This window comes from Brevundimonas sp. SH203 (assembly GCF_002157625.1).
Taxonomy (GTDB): Bacteria; Pseudomonadota; Alphaproteobacteria; order Caulobacterales; family Caulobacteraceae; genus Brevundimonas.
Map to the genome: position 1 here is coordinate 129,164 of NZ_BDMM01000005.1, position 16,933 is coordinate 146,096.

The 16,933-nt window shown below is 70.0% G+C and carries 15 protein-coding genes and 1 tRNA gene; 11 read left to right on the plus strand and 5 right to left on the minus strand.

The window, feature by feature from the left end; translation table 11 throughout:
* Positions 1-9: 9 nt before the first annotated feature.
* Entirely contained in the window at positions 10-2,172 is a 2,163-nt protein-coding gene (locus SH203_RS11795) for a primosomal protein N' (protein WP_087121135.1), read from the minus strand.
* Positions 2,173-2,358: 186 nt separating this feature from the next.
* Here SH203_RS11795 and fsa point away from each other — a divergent pair, with 186 nt between their 5' ends.
* From fsa to SH203_RS11815, 4 genes are all read left to right on the plus strand, one after another.
* Positions 2,359-3,012 (plus strand): fructose-6-phosphate aldolase, encoded by a 654-nt coding sequence (gene fsa / locus SH203_RS11800; protein WP_087121136.1) that lies wholly within the window; start codon positions 2,359-2,361, stop codon positions 3,010-3,012.
* A gap of 36 nt (positions 3,013-3,048) precedes the next feature.
* Entirely contained in the window at positions 3,049-3,762 is a 714-nt protein-coding gene (locus tag SH203_RS11805) for a DUF484 family protein (protein ID WP_087121137.1), read from the plus strand.
* Between the two features lie 103 nt (positions 3,763-3,865).
* Positions 3,866-4,795: a tyrosine recombinase XerC gene (locus SH203_RS11810; RefSeq protein ID WP_087121138.1), complete on the plus strand. Its 930-nt coding sequence runs from the start codon at positions 3,866-3,868 to the stop codon at positions 4,793-4,795.
* 104 nt (positions 4,796-4,899) lie between these two features.
* Positions 4,900-5,883, plus strand: a complete 984-nt coding sequence (locus SH203_RS11815; RefSeq protein ID WP_159457564.1) for an aspartyl protease family protein — start codon at positions 4,900-4,902, stop codon at positions 5,881-5,883.
* Between the two features lie 15 nt (positions 5,884-5,898).
* Here SH203_RS11815 and SH203_RS11820 read toward each other — a convergent pair whose 3' ends face one another.
* The gene (locus SH203_RS11820) at positions 5,899-6,690 is read right to left on the minus strand and encodes an SDR family oxidoreductase (protein WP_087121140.1); all 792 of its coding nucleotides are present in this window, start codon (positions 6,688-6,690) and stop codon (positions 5,899-5,901) included.
* Positions 6,691-6,833: 143 nt separating this feature from the next.
* On the opposite strand from SH203_RS11820, the gene SH203_RS11825 reads away from it, so the two are divergent.
* Positions 6,834-7,211 (plus strand): hypothetical protein, encoded by a 378-nt coding sequence (locus SH203_RS11825; protein ID WP_087121141.1) that lies wholly within the window; start codon positions 6,834-6,836, stop codon positions 7,209-7,211.
* Between the two features lie 46 nt (positions 7,212-7,257).
* Here SH203_RS11825 and SH203_RS11830 read toward each other — a convergent pair.
* Positions 7,258-7,333: transfer RNA gene (locus SH203_RS11830), tRNA-Ala, on the minus strand.
* 162 nt (positions 7,334-7,495) lie between these two features.
* Here SH203_RS11830 and SH203_RS11835 point away from each other — a divergent pair.
* From SH203_RS11835 to SH203_RS11860, 6 genes are all read left to right on the plus strand, one after another.
* Complete coding sequence (locus SH203_RS11835; RefSeq protein WP_087121142.1) at positions 7,496-7,801, plus strand: YggT family protein; 306 nt, start codon at positions 7,496-7,498, stop codon at positions 7,799-7,801.
* Positions 7,802-7,905: 104 nt separating this feature from the next.
* Positions 7,906-8,787, plus strand: a complete 882-nt coding sequence (locus SH203_RS11840) for a 3-hydroxybutyryl-CoA dehydrogenase (RefSeq protein WP_087121143.1) — start codon at positions 7,906-7,908, stop codon at positions 8,785-8,787.
* Entirely contained in the window at positions 8,784-9,341 is a 558-nt protein-coding gene (locus SH203_RS11845; RefSeq protein WP_087121144.1) for a phthalate transporter, read from the plus strand. Before SH203_RS11840 ends, SH203_RS11845 begins: the two co-directional genes overlap by 4 nt.
* Before the next feature lie 98 nt (positions 9,342-9,439).
* Positions 9,440-10,657, plus strand: a complete 1,218-nt coding sequence (locus SH203_RS11850) for a DUF418 domain-containing protein (protein WP_087121145.1) — start codon at positions 9,440-9,442, stop codon at positions 10,655-10,657.
* A 41-nt stretch (positions 10,658-10,698) separates the two neighbouring features.
* Positions 10,699-12,582, plus strand: a complete 1,884-nt coding sequence (cobT, locus tag SH203_RS11855; protein WP_087121146.1) for a cobaltochelatase subunit CobT — start codon at positions 10,699-10,701, stop codon at positions 12,580-12,582.
* A complete protein-coding gene (locus SH203_RS11860) occupies positions 12,579-13,553 on the plus strand; it encodes an esterase-like activity of phytase family protein (protein WP_087121147.1) in 975 nt (324 codons plus the stop codon). Before cobT ends, SH203_RS11860 begins: the two co-directional genes overlap by 4 nt.
* Positions 13,554-13,693: 140 nt before the next feature.
* Here SH203_RS11860 and SH203_RS11865 read toward each other — a convergent pair whose 3' ends face one another.
* Together SH203_RS11865 and SH203_RS11870 are read right to left on the minus strand one after the other, a co-directional pair.
* Positions 13,694-15,106: a trehalose-6-phosphate synthase gene (locus SH203_RS11865; RefSeq protein WP_087121148.1), complete on the minus strand. Its 1,413-nt coding sequence runs from the start codon at positions 15,104-15,106 to the stop codon at positions 13,694-13,696.
* A gap of 42 nt (positions 15,107-15,148) precedes the next feature.
* Positions 15,149-16,933, minus strand: a complete 1,785-nt coding sequence (locus tag SH203_RS11870; RefSeq protein ID WP_087121149.1) for a glycoside hydrolase family 15 protein — start codon at positions 16,931-16,933, stop codon at positions 15,149-15,151.

The following is a 16,933-nucleotide window of genomic DNA, read 5'->3' on the forward strand; positions in this document are numbered from 1 at the left end:
GGCCCGCCCCTAAAGGAACGAATAGGGGTCCACGTCGACGGTCAGCCTTACCGACCCCGGCACCTTCACCCGCGCCAGCCAGGCCCGCAGGAAGGCCTGAAGGTTCACGTCCCGGTCGGCCCGCACCAGCAGCCGTTTCCGCCGCCGTCCCCGCACCAAAGCGAGCGGCGCATCGGCGGGACCATAGACCTCCAGCCGCTCGGCGTTGGGGATGGCCTGGGCCAGGTCGGCGGCCGTCTTCTCCACGGCCTGCGCATTCTCGCTGGACAGTATGATCGCCGCCAGACGGCCATAGGGCGGCAGGGACGCGGCCTCCCGCTCGGCCATCTCGGCCTCGACGAAGGCGTCGCGGTCGCCCGCCGCCAGGGCCATCAGCACCGGATGTTCGGGCGTCCAGGTCTGAAGCAGCGCCCGGCCCGGCTTGTCCGCCCGCCCTGCCCGCCCCGTGGCCTGGGCCATCAGCTGATAGGTCCGCTCAGCCGCCCGCAGGTCGCCGCCGCGCAGCCCCAGGTCCGCGTCCACCACCCCGACCAGCGTCAGGCGCGGGAAGTTGTGGCCCTTGGCCGCCGCCTGCGTCGCCACCAGAATGTCGATCTCCCCGTCCGTCATCCGCTGGATCAGGGCGCGGGCCGAGCGGGCGTCCGGGGCGGTGTCGGAGCTGAACACCGCCGTCCGCGCCTCGGGGAACAGCTGGCGGACCTCTTCCTCGACCCGCTCCACCCCCGGCCCGACCGAGACCAGAGAATCCTCGGCCCCGCACGACGGGCAGAGTTTCGGGCGCGGCATGGAGAAGCCGGTCAGGTGACAGACCAGACGTCCGGTGTAGCGATGCTCCACCAGCCAGCTGTCGGTGTCCGGCGCCGTCAGCCGATGCCCGCAGGCGCGGCACAGAACCACGGGCGCATAGCCGCGCCGGTTCAGGAACAGCAGGGTCTGCTCGCCCCGCAGCAGGGTCTCGCCGATGGCAAGGCGCAGCGGCTGGGACAGCCAGGTCTGGGGATCGGGCGGCGCGGCGCGCAGGTCGATCAGGTCGATGTCGGGCAGCACCGCCGTCCCGTGCCGCGCCCCCAGCTTCAGCCAGTCGTAACGGCCGTTCTGGGCGTTCCACAGCGTCTCCAGCGACGGCGTCGCCGAGGCCAGGACCACCGCCGCCCCCTCGATCCGCGCCCGCGCCACCGCCAGGTCGCGCCCGTGATAGACCAGCCCCTCCTCCTGTTTGAACGAGCCGTCGTGTTCCTCGTCCACCACGATCAGCCGCAGATTGACGAAGGGCAGGAACAGGGCCGAGCGCGCGCCGACCACGATGTTGCAGCGGCCGGCGACCACCGCCTCCCACACCTGACGACGGCGCGGCGGCGCGACGCCGGAATGCCATTCGGCCGGGGCGGCGCCGAACCGGGCCCTGATCCGCTCGATCAGCGCCTGGGTCAGGGCGATCTCGGGCAGCAGGATCAGGATCTGCGCCGCCGGATCGGCGCGCAGCACCCGCGCGATGGCCTCCAGATAGGCTTCGGTCTTGCCCGACCCCGTCACCCCGTCCAGCAGGAAGGGACGGAAACCGCCGCCGCCCACCCCGTCCGCCATGGCCGCCGCCGACGCCGCCTGGTCTCCGTTCAAGGCAGCGGGAGCATGGTCGGGATCGGGCCGGTCGAACGCCGCCCGGGCCTCGATCTCGATGATCTCCAGCACGCCTTCGTCGATCAGTCCCTTGACCACGCCCGACGACACGCCCGCCGCCCGCGCCAGATCGGCCGGGGTCATCGCCCGCTCGCCCAGCGCCTCCAGCACGCCCGTCCGCGCCGGGGTCGCCCTCGCCGGCGCCCGCTCGCCCACGCGCCGAACGCGCCGTTCCGGCCGGGGACGCGGCGCGCGCAGGCCCTTCAGCGCCGTCGCCGCCATCTCGCCCGGCGCCGACAGGGTCCAGCGCCCGGCCCATTCCACGAAATCCACGACGCCCGCAGGCAGGGCCGGATCTTCCAGCAGACTGTCGACCGCCTTCAGCCGCCGGTTCGACCCCGTCGTCTCGAACACCTCCGACACCACGCCCCGGATCAGGCGCGGCCCCAACGGCACGGCCACCTGATCGCCGCGCGCCAAGGTCAGCGCCTCGGGAACCTCGTAGTCGAAGGCTTCCGGCACCGGCAGGGGAATGAGGACCGAGGCGACTTTCATAGATCCTCCCCCGTCTTGCGGGGGAGGGGGACCGCGCGCAGCGGGGTGGAGGGGGCGGACGCCCCATTGACGGCCGCCGAGGCAAGCCGAGCCGACGCGGCAACGGTCGAAACGCGGTTTCGCCCCCTCCCCCGCGTCGCGGGGGAGGATCGACGCGGCGCTTCAGTGGCGCTAGAACCCCAACCCATGAAACTCTTTCTGGATACCGCCGACGTCGCCGTCATCAAGGACATGGTCCCCACCGGAATGGTGGACGGCGTCACCACCAATCCGTCGCTGATCGCCAAGTCGGGTCGGAACATCGGCGAGGTCATCGCCGAAATCTGCGCCCTGGTCGAGGGGCCGATTTCCGCCGAGGCCGTCTCGCTGGATTTCGAGACCATGGTCAAGGAGGGCGACAAGCTGGCCGCCATCGCCCCGAACGTGGTGGTGAAGCTGCCGCTGACCTGGGACGGGCTTCGCGCCTGCCGCGTCTTCTCCGACAAGGGGATCAAGACCAACGTCACCCTGTGCTTCTCGGCCGCCCAGGCCCTGCTGGCCGCCAAGGCCGGGGCGACCTTCGTCTCGCCCTTCGTCGGCCGGCTTGAGGACAACGGCGCCGACGGCATCGGCCTGCTGGAGGAAATCCGCGTCCTGTACGACGTGCATGGTTTCGAGACCCAGATCCTGGCCGCCAGCCTGCGCAACGTCGGCCATGTGGCCGCCGCCGCCGTCGCGGGATCGGACGCCGCCACCTTCGGCGCCGACACCTTCAAGGCTCTGGTGAACCACCCGTTAACCGACAAGGGTCTTGATGCCTTCGTGGCGGACTGGGCCAAGACCGGTCAGTCTATTCTGTAGCATCGCACGTCCTGGAGAGGTCTGTTGAGCGGCTCATTGGACCTGTTCGAAACGTCGGAAACGGACGTAACCCCGCACATCGGCGACGGCCTGCATTGGCCCGAGGTGCGGGGCTGGCTGCAGACCCACCCCCAGACCCTGCTGGACGACCGCTCGCTTCTGGAAGAGATCGGCCTGCGTCCGCACGGACGCAACGTCGTGGACTTCGGCGCCGCCGCCCTCACGCGGCTGGAAGCCGTGGCCGAGCGCGAGGCCGGCGCCCGGCGCGAGGTCGAGATGGTCGCCCGCGCCAACTTCGCCGCCCAGACCCAGACCCACGTCTCCACCCTGGACCTGATGGAGGCGCGCAATCACTCCGATCTGGCCCGACGTCTGGACGGCGCGGCCCAGGCCCGGTTCGGTCTGGCCGGCGCCGCCATCGCCCTGGAAAAGCCCGGCGGCGTGCCCTTCGGCTGGCGCGCGCTGGAAGAGGGCGACGTCGACAACCTTCTGGGCGAACACGGCCTGACCTGGCTGGGGCCGATGATCACCGGGCTGAATTTCTTCGGCGCGGCCGAGGATCAGGTGAAGTCCATCGCCCTGGTCCGCATGGCCCCGCACCTGACGCCCGGCGGCCCGCCGCGCCCCTGCCTGTGCGCCTTCGGCTCGCCCGAGCCCGAAGGCTTCACCCCCAATATGGGCTGCGAACTGGCCGCCTTCCTGGCGCGGGTGACGGAACGGATGGCCGAGCGATGGCCCATCCTGAACTGACCACCCCCAGTCCAGCGTGGGTCGCGCCCGCCCCCTGCCGTTCCTCGCATCCGACACCCGATCCTCGGGTCAAGCCCGAGGATGACGGACGGGGACGATACGCATGACCGCCGCCGACGCCCTGCGCGCCTGGCTGGATCATCTGGCGCATGAGCGACGGCTGTCGCCCCGCACCCTGGAGGCTTATGGCCACATCGGCCGGCTCTATGTCGCCTTTCTGGAGCGCCATCGCGGCGAGGCCCTGTCGCTGGCCGACCTCGGAACCCTCACCGCCGCCGAGGTCCGCGCCCATATGGCCGAGCGTCGCCAGGGTTCGAAGGCGGCGGGCGACCATCCGCTGGCGGCCCGGTCGCTCAGCCAGACCCTGTCGGCCATCCGCGGCTTTCACGCCTTTCTGGACCGGCGGCTGGACACGCCCGCCCCGCAGCTGGCCCTGGTGCGCGGGCCCAAGGCCAAACCCTCCCTGCCCCGCCCGGTCACGGAGGATCAGGCGCGCGGCCTGCTGGCCGAACCTGACGCCGATCCCGACGTCGATCCATGGGAGGCGGCGCGCGACCGCGCCGTCCTGACCCTGCTCTACGGCTGCGGCCTGCGGATTTCGGAGGGTCTGTCCCTGACGCGGGCCGATGCGCCGCTGGGCGAGACGGTGCGGATCGTCGGCAAGGGGTCCAAGACCCGGATCGTCCCGGTCCTGCCCGCCGTGCGCCAGGCGGTGGACGCCTATCTGACGCTCCAGCCGTTTCCGCTCCAGCCCGCCGACGCCCTGTTCCGCGCCCGACGCGGCGGCCCTTTAAGCCCCCGCCACGTCCAGGCCTCGGTCCAGCGGCTGCGCGGACGCCTGGGCCTGCCCGAACGCACCACGCCCCACGCCCTGCGCCACAGTTTCGCGACCCATCTGCTGGGCGCGGGCGCCGATCTGCGCTCCATCCAGGAACTGCTGGGCCACGCCAGCCTGTCGACCACCCAGAAATACACCGGCGTCGACGCCGACCGGCTGCTGAACGCCTATGCCGCCGCCCACCCTCGCGCCTGACGGGATCGATGACGAGGGGCGATGACGGGGGCGATGACGGCGCGTCCAAACCCGCCTATCGTGAAGACGAACGCCGGTTCGCGGCGCGCGAGGAGATCAGGCGCTTGCGGCCTTCCCAACCCGGCTCCGGCGCCGTGATCCCGTCCCGCCGGACGGCCCTGACCCTGATGGCGACCCTGCCGCTTGCGGCGTCGCCCGTCGCCGCCCTCGCCCAGACCGAGACGACGACGCCCGCGCCGGACACGCTTCGGCTGTTTCGCAACCTGTTGACCCGCATGGGGGTGGCGGTCGCGCTGAACGGCGGGCCGGCGCGGACCTTCATCATCGACACGGGCGCCGAGCGCAGCGCCGTCTCGCGCGAACTGGCCCAGACCCTGGGCCTGCCGCCCGGCCCCGACGTCATGGTTCACGGCGTCACCGCCGCCGAGGCCACCCCGACGGTCCGGGTGGAGGCGGTCGAGGTCGGACGCCGCCGGTTCCCCGGCCTGGAAATGCCGGTCTTTCCGCGTCAGGCCCTGGGCGCCGACGGCCTGCTGGGCCTGGACCTGCTGTCCCGCTTTCGTCTGGTTCTGGACGTGCAGGCGGGGCGCGCCCTGCTGGCCCGGCCGGGCGAAGGCGTCTCCATCGGCGTGGCCGGCGAGATCGGCGCGCGGCGCCAGGCGGATGTCGTCGTCTCGGGCCGGCGCGGCCCCTCGGGTCAGCTGATCCTGGCCCGCGTCGTCGTCGACGGCGTCGAGACCAGCGCCTTCATCGACAGCGGCGCCCAATATTCCATCGGCAACCTGGGCCTGATGCGGGCGGCCCGGATCGCGGCCGCGACCGATCCCGACCGGCCGACGCGGATGGAGGGCATCGTCGGCGGCGCCGTCGCGGTCCAGACCGGCGGCGCGCGCGACCTGAAGATCGCCGGCCGGGCGCTGGGCCCCACGCCTCTCCTGTTCGCGGACCTGCACGCCTTCCACATCCTGAACCTGATGGACGAACCCGCCCTGCTGCTGGGCGGCGACGTCCTGACCCGGTTCGGCCATGTGATCCTGGACTATGGCCGGGGGCGCGTGGCCTTCGGCGGCCTGATGCGCCGATCCTGATCGCCGGACAGAACCCTAGATCGCCTTGATCGCCCCGCCGTCCAGCCGGATCAGCGAGCCGGTGATATAGGCCGCCAGCGGGCTGGCCAGGAAGGCGGCGGTCGCCCCGAACTCCTCGGTCGCGCCGATGCGGCCGACGGGGATGGATTTCACGGACTCGGCGCGCGCCTGTTCGGGCGTCACCCCGGTCCGCTCGGCCGCCGCCTGATCCAGCCGGGCGATGCGCGGCGTGTCGATCCGGCCGGGCAGCAGGGTGTTGACCGTCACCCCGTCCGGCCCGACCTCGTTTGCCAGGGTCTTGGCCCAGGCGGCGACCGAGGCCCTCAGCGTATTGGACACCCCCAGCGCCGCCGACGGCTCGACCACCGTGATTGAGGCCACATTCAGTATCCGCCCCCAGCCCGCCGCCCGCATGGCCGGCAACACCCGATCCGTCAGGCGGAAGATCGACAGCACCATGGATTCGAAATGGTCGCGCCAGACCGCTGGCTCCAGCCCCGAGACGCCGGACGGCGGCGGCCCGCCGGTGTTGTTCAGCAGAATCTCGACCGGCCCGCCCAGCTGGGCTTCGGCCTGATCCACGGCCTTCAGCAGGCCCGCATGGTCCGCCAGGTCCGCCGTGACGAAGCCCGCCCGCCCCGGCCCCATGGCGTTCAACGCCTCGGCCGCCTCGCTCAGGGTCGCCGCGTTGCGCGACAGCAGGACGACATGGACGCCCTCCGCCACCAGGGCCGTCGCCACCGCCCGCCCCAGGCCCGACGACCCGCCGCAGATCAGGGCGCGCCTGTTTCGAAGTTTCAGGTCCATGATCGTCTCCGCAGCAGGGGTTGGCGTCTTCGATATCGGGCGTCCGGCCCGGCGACGCAAACGCGGCGTTAACCGATGCGGCGCAACCCTTCGCCCGAGCGGCCTTCAGGGCCGTCGGCGCGGGCCGGGGAGGGCTCAAGCCCATGTCGACCAAGATGACGTCCAGCACACGCCGCTACAGCGACCATTTCGAACCGCAGGACACAGACCCGCAGGAACAGCGCCGCCTGCGCGGCCAGCTGGAGCAGATCGACTACGCCGCCTATGTCGCCAACAAGGAGGTGATCGGCCAGGCCCTGACCGGGGTGGACGCCGCCTCCCTGCAAAAACTGGCGGTCATGACCGCAACGGCCCGCGCCAAATGGGTGGCCGAATCCCTGCGCCTGGCCCACTCAGGCTCGGCCGTCACCCCCGACCAGATCGCCCGCCTGACCACCGCCCGCACCGCCTTTGACGAACTCGCCGAAGCCTATGAGGCGCTGCGCCGCATCATCGAACGCGGCTACATCGCCTTGCGTTGAAAACGCCGCTCGGGGCGGGACCGCACGATCATTTAAGGAAACCGCCTGGTGGAGCCGAGGGGAGTCGAACCCCTGACCTCGTCATTGCGAACGACGCGCTCTACCAACTGAGCTACGGCCCCGTTCCGGCGCTGGATCGGGTTTCACAGGCGAGGCGCGACATAGAAGGCGCGCGGGCGTGGTGTCAACGGGCTTGTGCGCGCAATCGGCGCAGGCGCGCGACGGGCGTTGTCGGGCGGGGGGCGAACCGCTAGAAGCCGCGTTCGAATATAGAGGCAGGGTTCATGGGCTACGCGATCGTCTGGTTGATCAACACCGTCATCAGTCTGATGATCTGGTTCATCATCGCCCAGGCCATATTGAGCTGGCTGGTGGCGTTCGACGTCGTCAACTATCGCAACCGCTTCGTCTATTCGGTGGGGACCTTCCTGGATCGCGTGACCGCGCCCCTGCTGGAGCCGTTCCGCCGCATCATTCCGAACCTGGGCGGCATCGACATTTCGCCCATCGTGGTGATCCTGCTGCTGCAGTTCCTGGGCGTGCTGTTCAACCGCACGGCGGCGCCGGCGCTGATTCAGTTGCTGGGCTGAGGCGACACGGACGGCGGGAATCTGGTCGATAGGGGGCGATCCGCTCTTGCGCCGCGCGCCGTCCTTTCTAAAGGTGCCCGCCCGACCACTTTCGACCACGGTTCATGAGCACGATTTCCACAGTCGCCATTCTGGGCGCCGGACAGATGGGCGCAGGCATCGCCCAGGCCGTCGCGCTGGGAGGCTATTCGGTGCGGCTGTACGACGTCGCCGCCGGCCGTCTGCCGATGGCCCAGGGCGAGATCGCCGCCAGCCTGGCCCGGCAGGCGGGGCGCGGCCTGGTGGATCAGGCGGCCGCCGACGCCGCCCTGGCCCGCATCACTCCGGCCGCCGGGATCGCCGAGGCGGTGGCGGGCGCCGATCTGGTCATCGAGGCCACGCTGGAGGACGAGGCGGTCAAGAAGGCCGTCTATGCCGAGGTTCTGCCGCACCTGGGTCCGCAGACGCTGATCGCGTCCAACACCTCGTCCATCTCGATCACCCGCCTGGCGTCGGCGACGGATCGGCCGGATCGGTTCGTGGGCCTGCACTTCATGAAGCCGGCGCCGATCATGAAACTGGTCGAGATCGTGCGCGGCATCGCCACCTCGGCCGAGACCCATTCCGCCGCCGTCGCCTTCGCCGAGAGCCTGGGCAAGACCACGACCGACGCCGAGGATTTCCCCGCCTTCATCGTCAACCGCATCCTGGTGCCGATGATGAACGAGGCGATCTTCGCCCTGTATGAAGGGGTCGGCAACGTCGCCTCCATCGACAAGGCGCTGCGTCTGGGGGCCAATCACCCGATGGGGCCGCTGGAACTGGCGGACTTCATGGGGCTGGACGTGGTCCTGGCCATCATGAACGTGCTGTACGACGGCCTGGCCGACAGCAAATACCGCCCCTGCCCGCTGCTGGTGAAATATGTCGAGGCCGGCTGGCTGGGCCGCAAGAGCGGGCGCGGCTTCTACGACTATTCCGGCCCCACGCCGGCGCCGACGCGATGAGCCGGTTCGAAACCTATTCCGACCTGCCGGGTCAGGCGACCATCGCGGCGCGTCCGGCGCCGCTCTATCCCGTTCTGGCCTGTCTGGCGGGGGCGGCCTGGCCGCCGCTGTGGCTGACGTTGCTGATCTGGCGACCCCATGCGGTCATGCCGGGGCGCGACACGGACTGGCGGCTGGTGGTGCTGCTGATCGGCCTGATCGCCGTGCCTCTGGCGCTGTATCGCGTCATGGGCGAGCGTCGGCGCGACGGGCGGCCGGGCACGCGGCTGGGCGTGGTGTGGCGCTTCATGCTGTATGGCGGCCTGACGGCGGCCGTGGTGCAGGTCGTCGTCGCCCTGGGCATGAGCGTGATGGGCTGGTTCGAGGCGACCGACGTGATGCAGGCCCTGGGGGCGACGGAGACGACGCTGCTGATCTTCGGCGTCGGCGGCCTGCCGCTGGCCATGGTGGTGGGCGTCAGCTACGCCCTGTGGGCCGGGCTGTGCGCGGCCTTCATCGCCTTCGAGGCCAAGCCGGCGGTCAAGGATCGCCTGGGTCTGATGCCCAAGGGCTGATCGCGGCCGTCCGGGTCGGGCCGGACCCATCCGGGATTGACGCCGACGCCCTCGATGCGGAAACCTCGCGCCGATCGACAATGACGGGGCCTTTCAGCATGCCGCAGCCAGACGCCCCCGCCGGTCCCGTCGTCGAGCGGATCGCCACGCTGGATCTGGTGCGCGGCCTGGCGGTTCTGGGCATATTGGCGGTCAATGCGGCGGGTTTCGCCGCCCCGCTGTCGGCCTATGGCGGATACGGCCTGTGGCCCTTTCCCGAGACGGGGGCGTCGACGGCGGCCCAGTGGGTCGTGGACACCCTGTTCCATCAGAAGTTCATCGCCCTGTTCTCCATGCTGTTCGGCGCCTCGCTGTTCCTGGTCGGGGGCGAGCGGGCGGATGTCGCGCGCGGGCGGCGGCTGAGGCGGCGGCTGTTCTGGCTGGCGGTCATCGCCCTGGTCCACGGGCTGGCGATCTGGTGGGGCGACGTGCTGCTGCTCTACGCCTGGTCGGGGCTGTTCGTGATGCTGGCGCGGTCGTGGCGGCCGGTCGTCCTGTTCCGGGTCGGACTGGTGCTGTTCATCGCCTTCTCGCTGATCCAGGTCGCGGGACCTTTGGCCCTGTATGCAGCGCCGGCCGACGTGCAGGCGCGCATCGCCGCCGAACTGACCCCGTCGGCGGCCCAGATCGCCCAGACGCGGGCCGACATCGCCGACGCCGCCGGATCGCTGGCCGGCGCCTATCGCCAGAACTTCAGCGCCTGGCTGGAGCTGCAGTCGTCCAGCCTGATGGTCTTCGTCTTCCCGACCGTTGGGCTGATGATGATCGGCCTGGGCCTGTTCAAGACCGGGTTTCTGAGCGGATCGTTGTCCGCCCGCCTCTATCGCGGCGTCGCGGCGGCGGGCGCCCTGGCCCTGGCGGCGGTCTGCGGCCTGAGCTGGCTGGACGACATGGCCGAGGCCCGGATGATGTGGACCGCCGGGGTCGAGGGGCTGCTCAATCCCCTGATCGGCCTGGGCTACGCCTCCCTCCTGATCCTGATGTGGAAGGCGGGCCGGGCGGGCGCGTTGAAACCGCTGGCGGCGGCGGGCCGGATGGCGCTGAGCAACTATCTGGCCCAGTCGATCCTCATGACCAGCCTGTTCTGGGGCGGGCGGGGACTGGGGCTGATGGGCCAGGTGGATCGGCCGATGCTGTGGGGCATCGTGATCGGCGTCTGGGTGTTGCAGCTGATCTGGTCGCCGCTGTGGCTGTCGCGTTTCGAGATGGGACCGGCCGAATGGCTGTGGCGCTGCCTGACCTATGGGCGGCGGCTGCCGATGCGAAAACCGGCCTGACGACGCTTTTATCGCAGGCGCGAACCGACTAACTGAGGGGCATGGCCGCCCCGGACACCCCCGCCGAAACCTTCAAGCGCGCGCTGGGTCACGCCGCGCGGGCCCTGGCCGAACAGCCGGAGCTGGAGGTCGCCTTCGGATCGGACGGGCCGCGCCTGTCGAACGGCATCCTGACCCTGCCCCATCCGCCGCGCGATCCGTCCGAGCCGGAGAGCGCCGCCCTGCGGGGTCAGGCCGACCGGCTGGCCTTGCGTCTGGCCAATCACGACCCGGCGCTGGACGGCCGGATGCGCCCCGCCGACGCCAAGGCGGCCGAGGTGTTCGACGCGGTCGAACAGGCGCGGGTCGAGGCGTTCGGGTCCGAACATTTAGCCGGGGTGCGCGACAATCTGGGCGCCGCCCTGGTGACGCGGCTAGAGAAGAGCGGCGCCCTGCGGATCAATGAGGCCGAGCGCGTGCCCGTGTCCGAGGCCGTGGCCCTTCTGGTGCGCGAGCGGCTGACCGGACGGCCCGCGCCCGACGGCGCCCGGGCCATGCTGGACCTGGTGCGCGCCAATATCGAGGCCAAGGCCGGCGCCAGGCTGGACGCCCTGGCCGGGACCGCCGGCGATCAGGAAGCCTTCGCCCGCAAGATGCACGAGGTGCTGCGCGCCCTGGACCTGGACCCCGGCGACGGGCGCGGCGAGGACGCCTCCGAAGACCCCGGCGACGAGGAACCGGACCCTCAGGACCCCGCCTCCAACGACGACCAGGATCAGGAGGAGGAAGAGGACGGCGGCGAAGGCGGCCAGTCGATGGAGGGCGACGCCGACGATCAGTCCTCGGACGAAGAACGCGAGAGCCGCCCGGACGGCGCCCCGACCGACCCCCAGGGCGAAGGCGCCGACGAGGGGCCGGAGCTTCAGGAAGGCCAGCAGCCGAACCGCCAGCAGACCGCCGACGACGGTCGGGCGGTGGACGCCTATCGCGTCTTCACCACCGCCTTCGACGAGGTGATCGACGCCGCCGACCTGTGCGATCCGGTCGAGCTGGATCGGCTGCGCGCCCTGCTGGACGGCCAGCTGGCCATCCTGTCCAGCGTGGTGTCGCGCCTGGCCAACAAGCTGCAGCGCCGGCTGTTGGCGCAACAGAACCGCGCCTGGGTCTTCGATCTGGAAGAGGGGATGCTGGACACGGCCCGGCTGACCCGGATCGTCACCGACCCGACCGCCCCCCTGTCGTTCAAGGCCGAGAGCGAAAGCCCGTTCCGCGACACGGTCGTGACCCTGTTGCTGGACAACTCCGGCTCCATGCGCGGGCGGCCGATCATGGTGGCGGCGGTCTGCGCCGACATCCTGGCGCGGACGCTGGAACGGTGCGGGGTCAAGGTCGAGATCCTGGGCTTCACCACCCGCGCCTGGAAGGGCGGTCAGAGCCGCGAAGCCTGGATCACCGCCGGCAAGCCGCAAAATCCCGGCCGCCTGAATGACCTGCGCCACATCATCTACAAGGCCGCCGACGCGCCTTGGCGCCGGGCCAAGAAGAACCTGGGCCTGATGATGCGCGAGGGGCTGCTGAAGGAGAACATCGACGGCGAGGCCCTGCAATGGGCGCACGGCCGCCTGTTGGCCCGCACCGAGCAGCGTCGCATTCTGATGGTGATTTCCGACGGCTCGCCGGTCGACGATTCGACCCAGTCGGCCAACGCCGCCCTGTATCTGGACAAGCACCTGCGTCAGGTGATCGCCGAGATCGAGGACCGTTCGCCGGTCGAGCTTCTGGCCATCGGCATCGGTCACGACGTGACCCGCTGGTATCGCAAGGCCCTGACCATCGTGGATGTGGAGCAACTGGCCGGGGCCATGACCGAGAAACTGGCCGAACTGTTCGAGAACGAGGGCGCGGCCGCGCCTGCGCGCCGGTCACGGGGTAGGATCGCGGCATGAGCCGGTTTCGCCGCCTGGCGGTCCTGTGGGCCGCCCTGTCCCTGACCGCCTGCGCCGCCTCGCTGGGCGCGCCCCGCCCCTATCCGTTGGCGGAGGACGGCTGGACCCCGGCCGTGGCGGAACTGCGCAGCGTGGGCCTGGGCCTGCCCGGCGGCGCGGTTCTGGCGCCGGGCGTGCGGTTCGCGGGCGGGCTGAACATACTGGCGACGCCCACCTCGCCGCTGCACAGCCTGTCGGACCTAAAGCTGACCGGCGACGGCGGCTTCGTCACCGTCTCGGACGTCGGCGATCTGGTGCGCGGCGACATTCGTCTGGACGCGCACGGCCGGCTGATCGGCTTGGATCATTTCCGCACCCGGCGGCTGACGCTGGCGGATGGCCGACCGATCTCGGACAAGTCGGACGGCGACGCCGAGGGTCTGGCCCTGACCGCGTCCGGCGATCTGCTGGTCAGTTTCGAACGCCGTCACCGCATCTGGAACTATGGGCCGCTGAACGCCCTGACCGACCGGCCGACGCCGATGCGCGCGCCCGACTTCCCCTTCACCGAGAACGACGGGATGGAGGGGCTGGCGGCCGGACCGAACGGCTGGCGCGTGGGCGGCGAGGCCGGCGGGGTGTGGGACTGCACCCCCGCCCGCTGCACGGTCGTCGCGCCGCCGCCCGCCACGCCGATCCCCGACAGCGAGTACCGCATCACCGGCATCGACCGCGATCCGTCCGGGAACGGATGGTTCGTCGTCCAGCGCCGCTATCGCGCGCCCATCGACGTCCGCGCCCATGTGCGCCGCATGGCGGCGGACGGAACGCTGGGGCCGGTTCTGATCGAGCTGAAACTGCCCGGCACGACCGACAATTTCGAGGGGATCGCCGCCGAGCGCCGCAACGGGGCGACACGGCTCTACATCCTGTCGGACGACAACTTCAACCCGGCCCAACGCACCCTGATGCTGGCCTTCGACGTGCGATAAATCCCCCCTCCGTCACCCTCGGGCTCGCCCCGAGGGCCGGACGTTCCGCCGATTTGCGTCACCGTTCAGCGTAATGCCCGACCAGCCCCCGATCCTCGGGTCGAGCCCGAGGATGACGCCGAAGGGATCGCGAAATTCCTCTAGGCCGCCCCGGCCCACTGGGTCGGCTGGGCCGTCGTCTCGTCAGCGCGCAGCGCCCGCACGAAGTCGTCGCGCCAGATGCCGACGTCTGTGGCGCGCACCACCTCCATCAGGGCCTGCCATTTCCGAATACGCTCGGCCTGGGGCATGGTCAGGGCTTTCTGGATGGCGTCCGACAGCTCCTCGCGGCTGTAGGGATTGACCAGCAGGGCCTCGCCCATCTGTTCGGCCGCCCCGGCGAAGCGCGACAGGATCAGCACGCCGGGATCGTCCGGGTTCTGGGCCGCCACATATTCCTTGGCCACCAGATTCATCCCGTCGCGCAACGGCGTCACCAGACCGACCCGCGCGGCGCGATAGATGCCGGCCAGCTGATCGCGGCGATAGGTGCGGTTCAGATAGCGGATCGGTTGCCAGTCCATGTCGGCGAAGGCGCCGTTGATCCGCCCGGCCAGGGCGTCCAGCCGCGAGCGGATGTCCTGATAGGAGTCCACGTCGTCGCGCGAGATCGGCGTGACCTGCAACAGGAAGACCTCGCCCCGCATGGCGGCATTGTCGTGGAGGAACTGCTCGTAGCCCAGCAGCCGTTCCTCCAGACCCTTGGAATAGTCCAGCCGGTCCACGCCCACGATCATCGACCGGAACGCCGCCGAGGCCGCCATCCGGTCATAGGTGCGGGCGCCCAGAGTCGAGTTCCGCGCCGCCAGGAAGCCGTCGACGTCGATGCCGATGGGGAAGACGCCCGTCTGGACGCGCCGCCCGAAACACTCCAGCCCGCCGTGACCAAACAACTCCCCTTGCGCCTCCGACACCACATAGTCGGTGAACAGGTCGCACCATTCGCGGGTGTGAAAACCGATCAGGTCGAAGTCGAACATCGACTCCACCAGCCGCCGATGGTGCGGCAGCGTCACCAGCAGTTGGCGCGCGGGCCAGGGCGTATGCAGGAAGAAACCGATCCGGTTCCTGATCCCCAGTCGGCGCAAATCCCGCGCCATCGGGATCATGTGATAGTCGTGGACCCAGATGATATCGTCCGGCTGGATCAGCGGCGCCAGCACCTCGGCGAAGCGGCGGTTCACCCGCTCGTAGCCCTCGCCATACGACCGCTCGTACTGGGCCAGGTCGATGCGGTGGTGAAACAGCGGCCACAGCGTCTTGTTGGCGTAGCCGTTGTAGTATTCGTCGACGTCCTGGGCTTCCAGATCGACCAGGCCGACGGTGACGCCGGCCCGATCCTCGATCTTCACCTCGCCGGTATAGTGTTCGACCGTCTCGCCCGACCAGCCGAACCAGAGCCCGTCATATTTTCGCAGCGCCGCCGACAGGGCCATGGCCAGGCCGCCGGCCGACCCGGCGGCAGGGTCCGTCGGGGCGGACACCCGATTGGATACGACGATAAGTCGGCTCATGATTTCACTTCGTTCGGCGGCCCCAGCCCCGGGGCCAGACAATCAACGCACGTCGGTCCAGGATCGGCTCAACAACACGGCACAATTGATGATGCCGACCAGGGAATAGGTCTGGGGGTAGTTGCCCCACAGTTCGCCGTCCTCGATGGAGATGTCCTCGCTGAGGAGGCCGGCGGCGGTGCGGCGGTTCAGCATCTCCTCGAAGATGGCGCGCGCTTCCTCGATCCGGCCGTTCTGGTGCAGGGCCTCGATGAACCAGAAGGTGCAGAAGTTGAAGGCCGTCTCCGGCTCGCCGAAGTCGTCCGGCTCGACATAGCGGAACAGGTTGCCGCCCTTCTTCAGGTCGCGCTCGATGGCGTCGAAGGTGGCGACCTGGCGCGGATCGTGCGCCTCCAGGAAGCCCAGGTCGGTCATCTGCAGCAGAGAGGCGTCCAGTTCGCGCCCGCCATAGCTGGCGGCGAACCGGCCTTCGTCCGGCAGATAGGCCTCGGCCTCGATCCGCTCGCGGATGATGCGCGCCCGGTCGCGCCACGCCTCGGCCCGATCCGGCAGGTCCAGATGGTCGGCGGCCTTGGCCAGACGGTCGCAGGCGGCCCAGCACATGACCGAGGAATAGGTGTGGACCCGCGCGATGGTGCGGAACTCCCACAGGCCCGCGTCGGTCTGGTCGTGCATGGCGAAGGCCCGCTCGCCCACCTTCTCCAGCGCATGGAAGTCCTCGATGGTGCCGGGGCGCAGCAGGCGCTGATCGTAGAAGGCCTGGACCAGGGGTAGGACGATCTGTCCGTACACGTCGTGTTGCAGATGCTCGTGCGCCTGATTGCCGATCCGCACCGGCTTCATGCCGCGATAGCCCTGAACCGTCTCGACGATGCTCTCGCCGATCCCCGGCTCCAGCCCCACGCCATAGACGGGCTGGACATGGCCTCCGGCGGAATCGTCGACCAGATTTCTCAGATAGACGAGATAGTTCTCCAGGATGTCCACCGCGCCCAGCCGGTTCAGCGCCCGCACCGTGTAATAGGCGTCGCGAATCCAGCAGTAGCGATAGTCCCAGTTGCGCCCGCTCTCCTTGAACTCGGGCACCGAGGTCGTCATGGCCGCGACGATGGCCCCCGTCTCTTCATAGGCGCACAGTTTCAGCGTGATCGCCGCGCGGATCACCGCCTCCTGATAGTCCAGCGGCAGATAGAGTTTGCGCACCCAGTCCTGCCAATAGGCGACGGTGCGGTCCAGCGCGGCCTGCACCCCGTGGCCCACGTCCTGGTCATAGCCTTCGTCCGGCCCCAGGAAGAAGGCGTGGGCGCGTTCCAGCCGGAACACCCGCTCCTCCAGAACATGCGACACCGGACAGTCGGTGGTCAGGCGGAACGTCACCTCCGCGCACTGATAGCGGATGTGGTTGGAGCCGGAGGTATGCGGCGCCGGCCGCGCGCCCCAGTCGGTCGAGGGCCTCAGACGCACGCGGATGCGCGGCGTGCCCGACAGCGGCCGCACGATCCGCGCAAAGGCCAGCGGCCGATAGGTGCGCGAATGTTTCGGATGGCGCGGAGCGAAGTCGATGATCTCGCATGACGCTCCGTCCTCGGCCGTCATCACCGTGCGCAGGACCGGGGTGTTGCGGACATAGGATTGTTCGATCGCGACCATGCCGTCCAACTCGATCGACCAGAAGCCGTGGTCGGGCGCCGACCCGTCCATCAGGGCCGAGAAGACGGGATCGCCGTCGACCCGCGGCGCGCAGGCCCAGACGAACCGCCCCTGACGGTCGATCAGGGCGCTGACCGCGCAGTTGCCGATGGGAAACAGGTCCAGATTGGGCGTCAT

What these genes read in the sequence shown, in the direction of transcription:
- SH203_RS11795 (WP_087121135.1), bottom strand. Translation starts at nt 2,172, where the DNA reads ATGAAAGTCGCCTCGGTCCTCATTCCCCTGCCGGTGCCGGAAGCCTTC.
- fsa (WP_087121136.1), top strand. Translation starts at nt 2,359, where the DNA reads ATGAAACTCTTTCTGGATACCGCCGACGTCGCCGTCATCAAGGACATG.
- SH203_RS11810 (WP_087121138.1), top strand. Translation starts at nt 3,866, where the DNA reads ATGACCGCCGCCGACGCCCTGCGCGCCTGGCTGGATCATCTGGCGCAT.
- SH203_RS11820 (WP_087121140.1), bottom strand. Translation starts at nt 6,690, where the DNA reads ATGGACCTGAAACTTCGAAACAGGCGCGCCCTGATCTGCGGCGGGTCG.
- SH203_RS11825 (WP_087121141.1), top strand. Translation starts at nt 6,834, where the DNA reads ATGTCGACCAAGATGACGTCCAGCACACGCCGCTACAGCGACCATTTC.
- SH203_RS11835 (WP_087121142.1), top strand. Translation starts at nt 7,496, where the DNA reads ATGGGCTACGCGATCGTCTGGTTGATCAACACCGTCATCAGTCTGATG.
- SH203_RS11840 (WP_087121143.1), top strand. Translation starts at nt 7,906, where the DNA reads ATGAGCACGATTTCCACAGTCGCCATTCTGGGCGCCGGACAGATGGGC.
- SH203_RS11845 (WP_087121144.1), top strand. Translation starts at nt 8,784, where the DNA reads ATGAGCCGGTTCGAAACCTATTCCGACCTGCCGGGTCAGGCGACCATC.
- SH203_RS11850 (WP_087121145.1), top strand. Translation starts at nt 9,440, where the DNA reads ATGCCGCAGCCAGACGCCCCCGCCGGTCCCGTCGTCGAGCGGATCGCC.
- cobT (WP_087121146.1), top strand. Translation starts at nt 10,699, where the DNA reads ATGGCCGCCCCGGACACCCCCGCCGAAACCTTCAAGCGCGCGCTGGGT.
- SH203_RS11860 (WP_087121147.1), top strand. Translation starts at nt 12,579, where the DNA reads ATGAGCCGGTTTCGCCGCCTGGCGGTCCTGTGGGCCGCCCTGTCCCTG.
- SH203_RS11865 (WP_087121148.1), bottom strand. Translation starts at nt 15,106, where the DNA reads ATGAGCCGACTTATCGTCGTATCCAATCGGGTGTCCGCCCCGACGGAC.
- SH203_RS11870 (WP_087121149.1), bottom strand. Translation starts at nt 16,933, where the DNA reads ATGACGCCCAATCTGGACCTGTTTCCCATCGGCAACTGCGCGGTCAGC.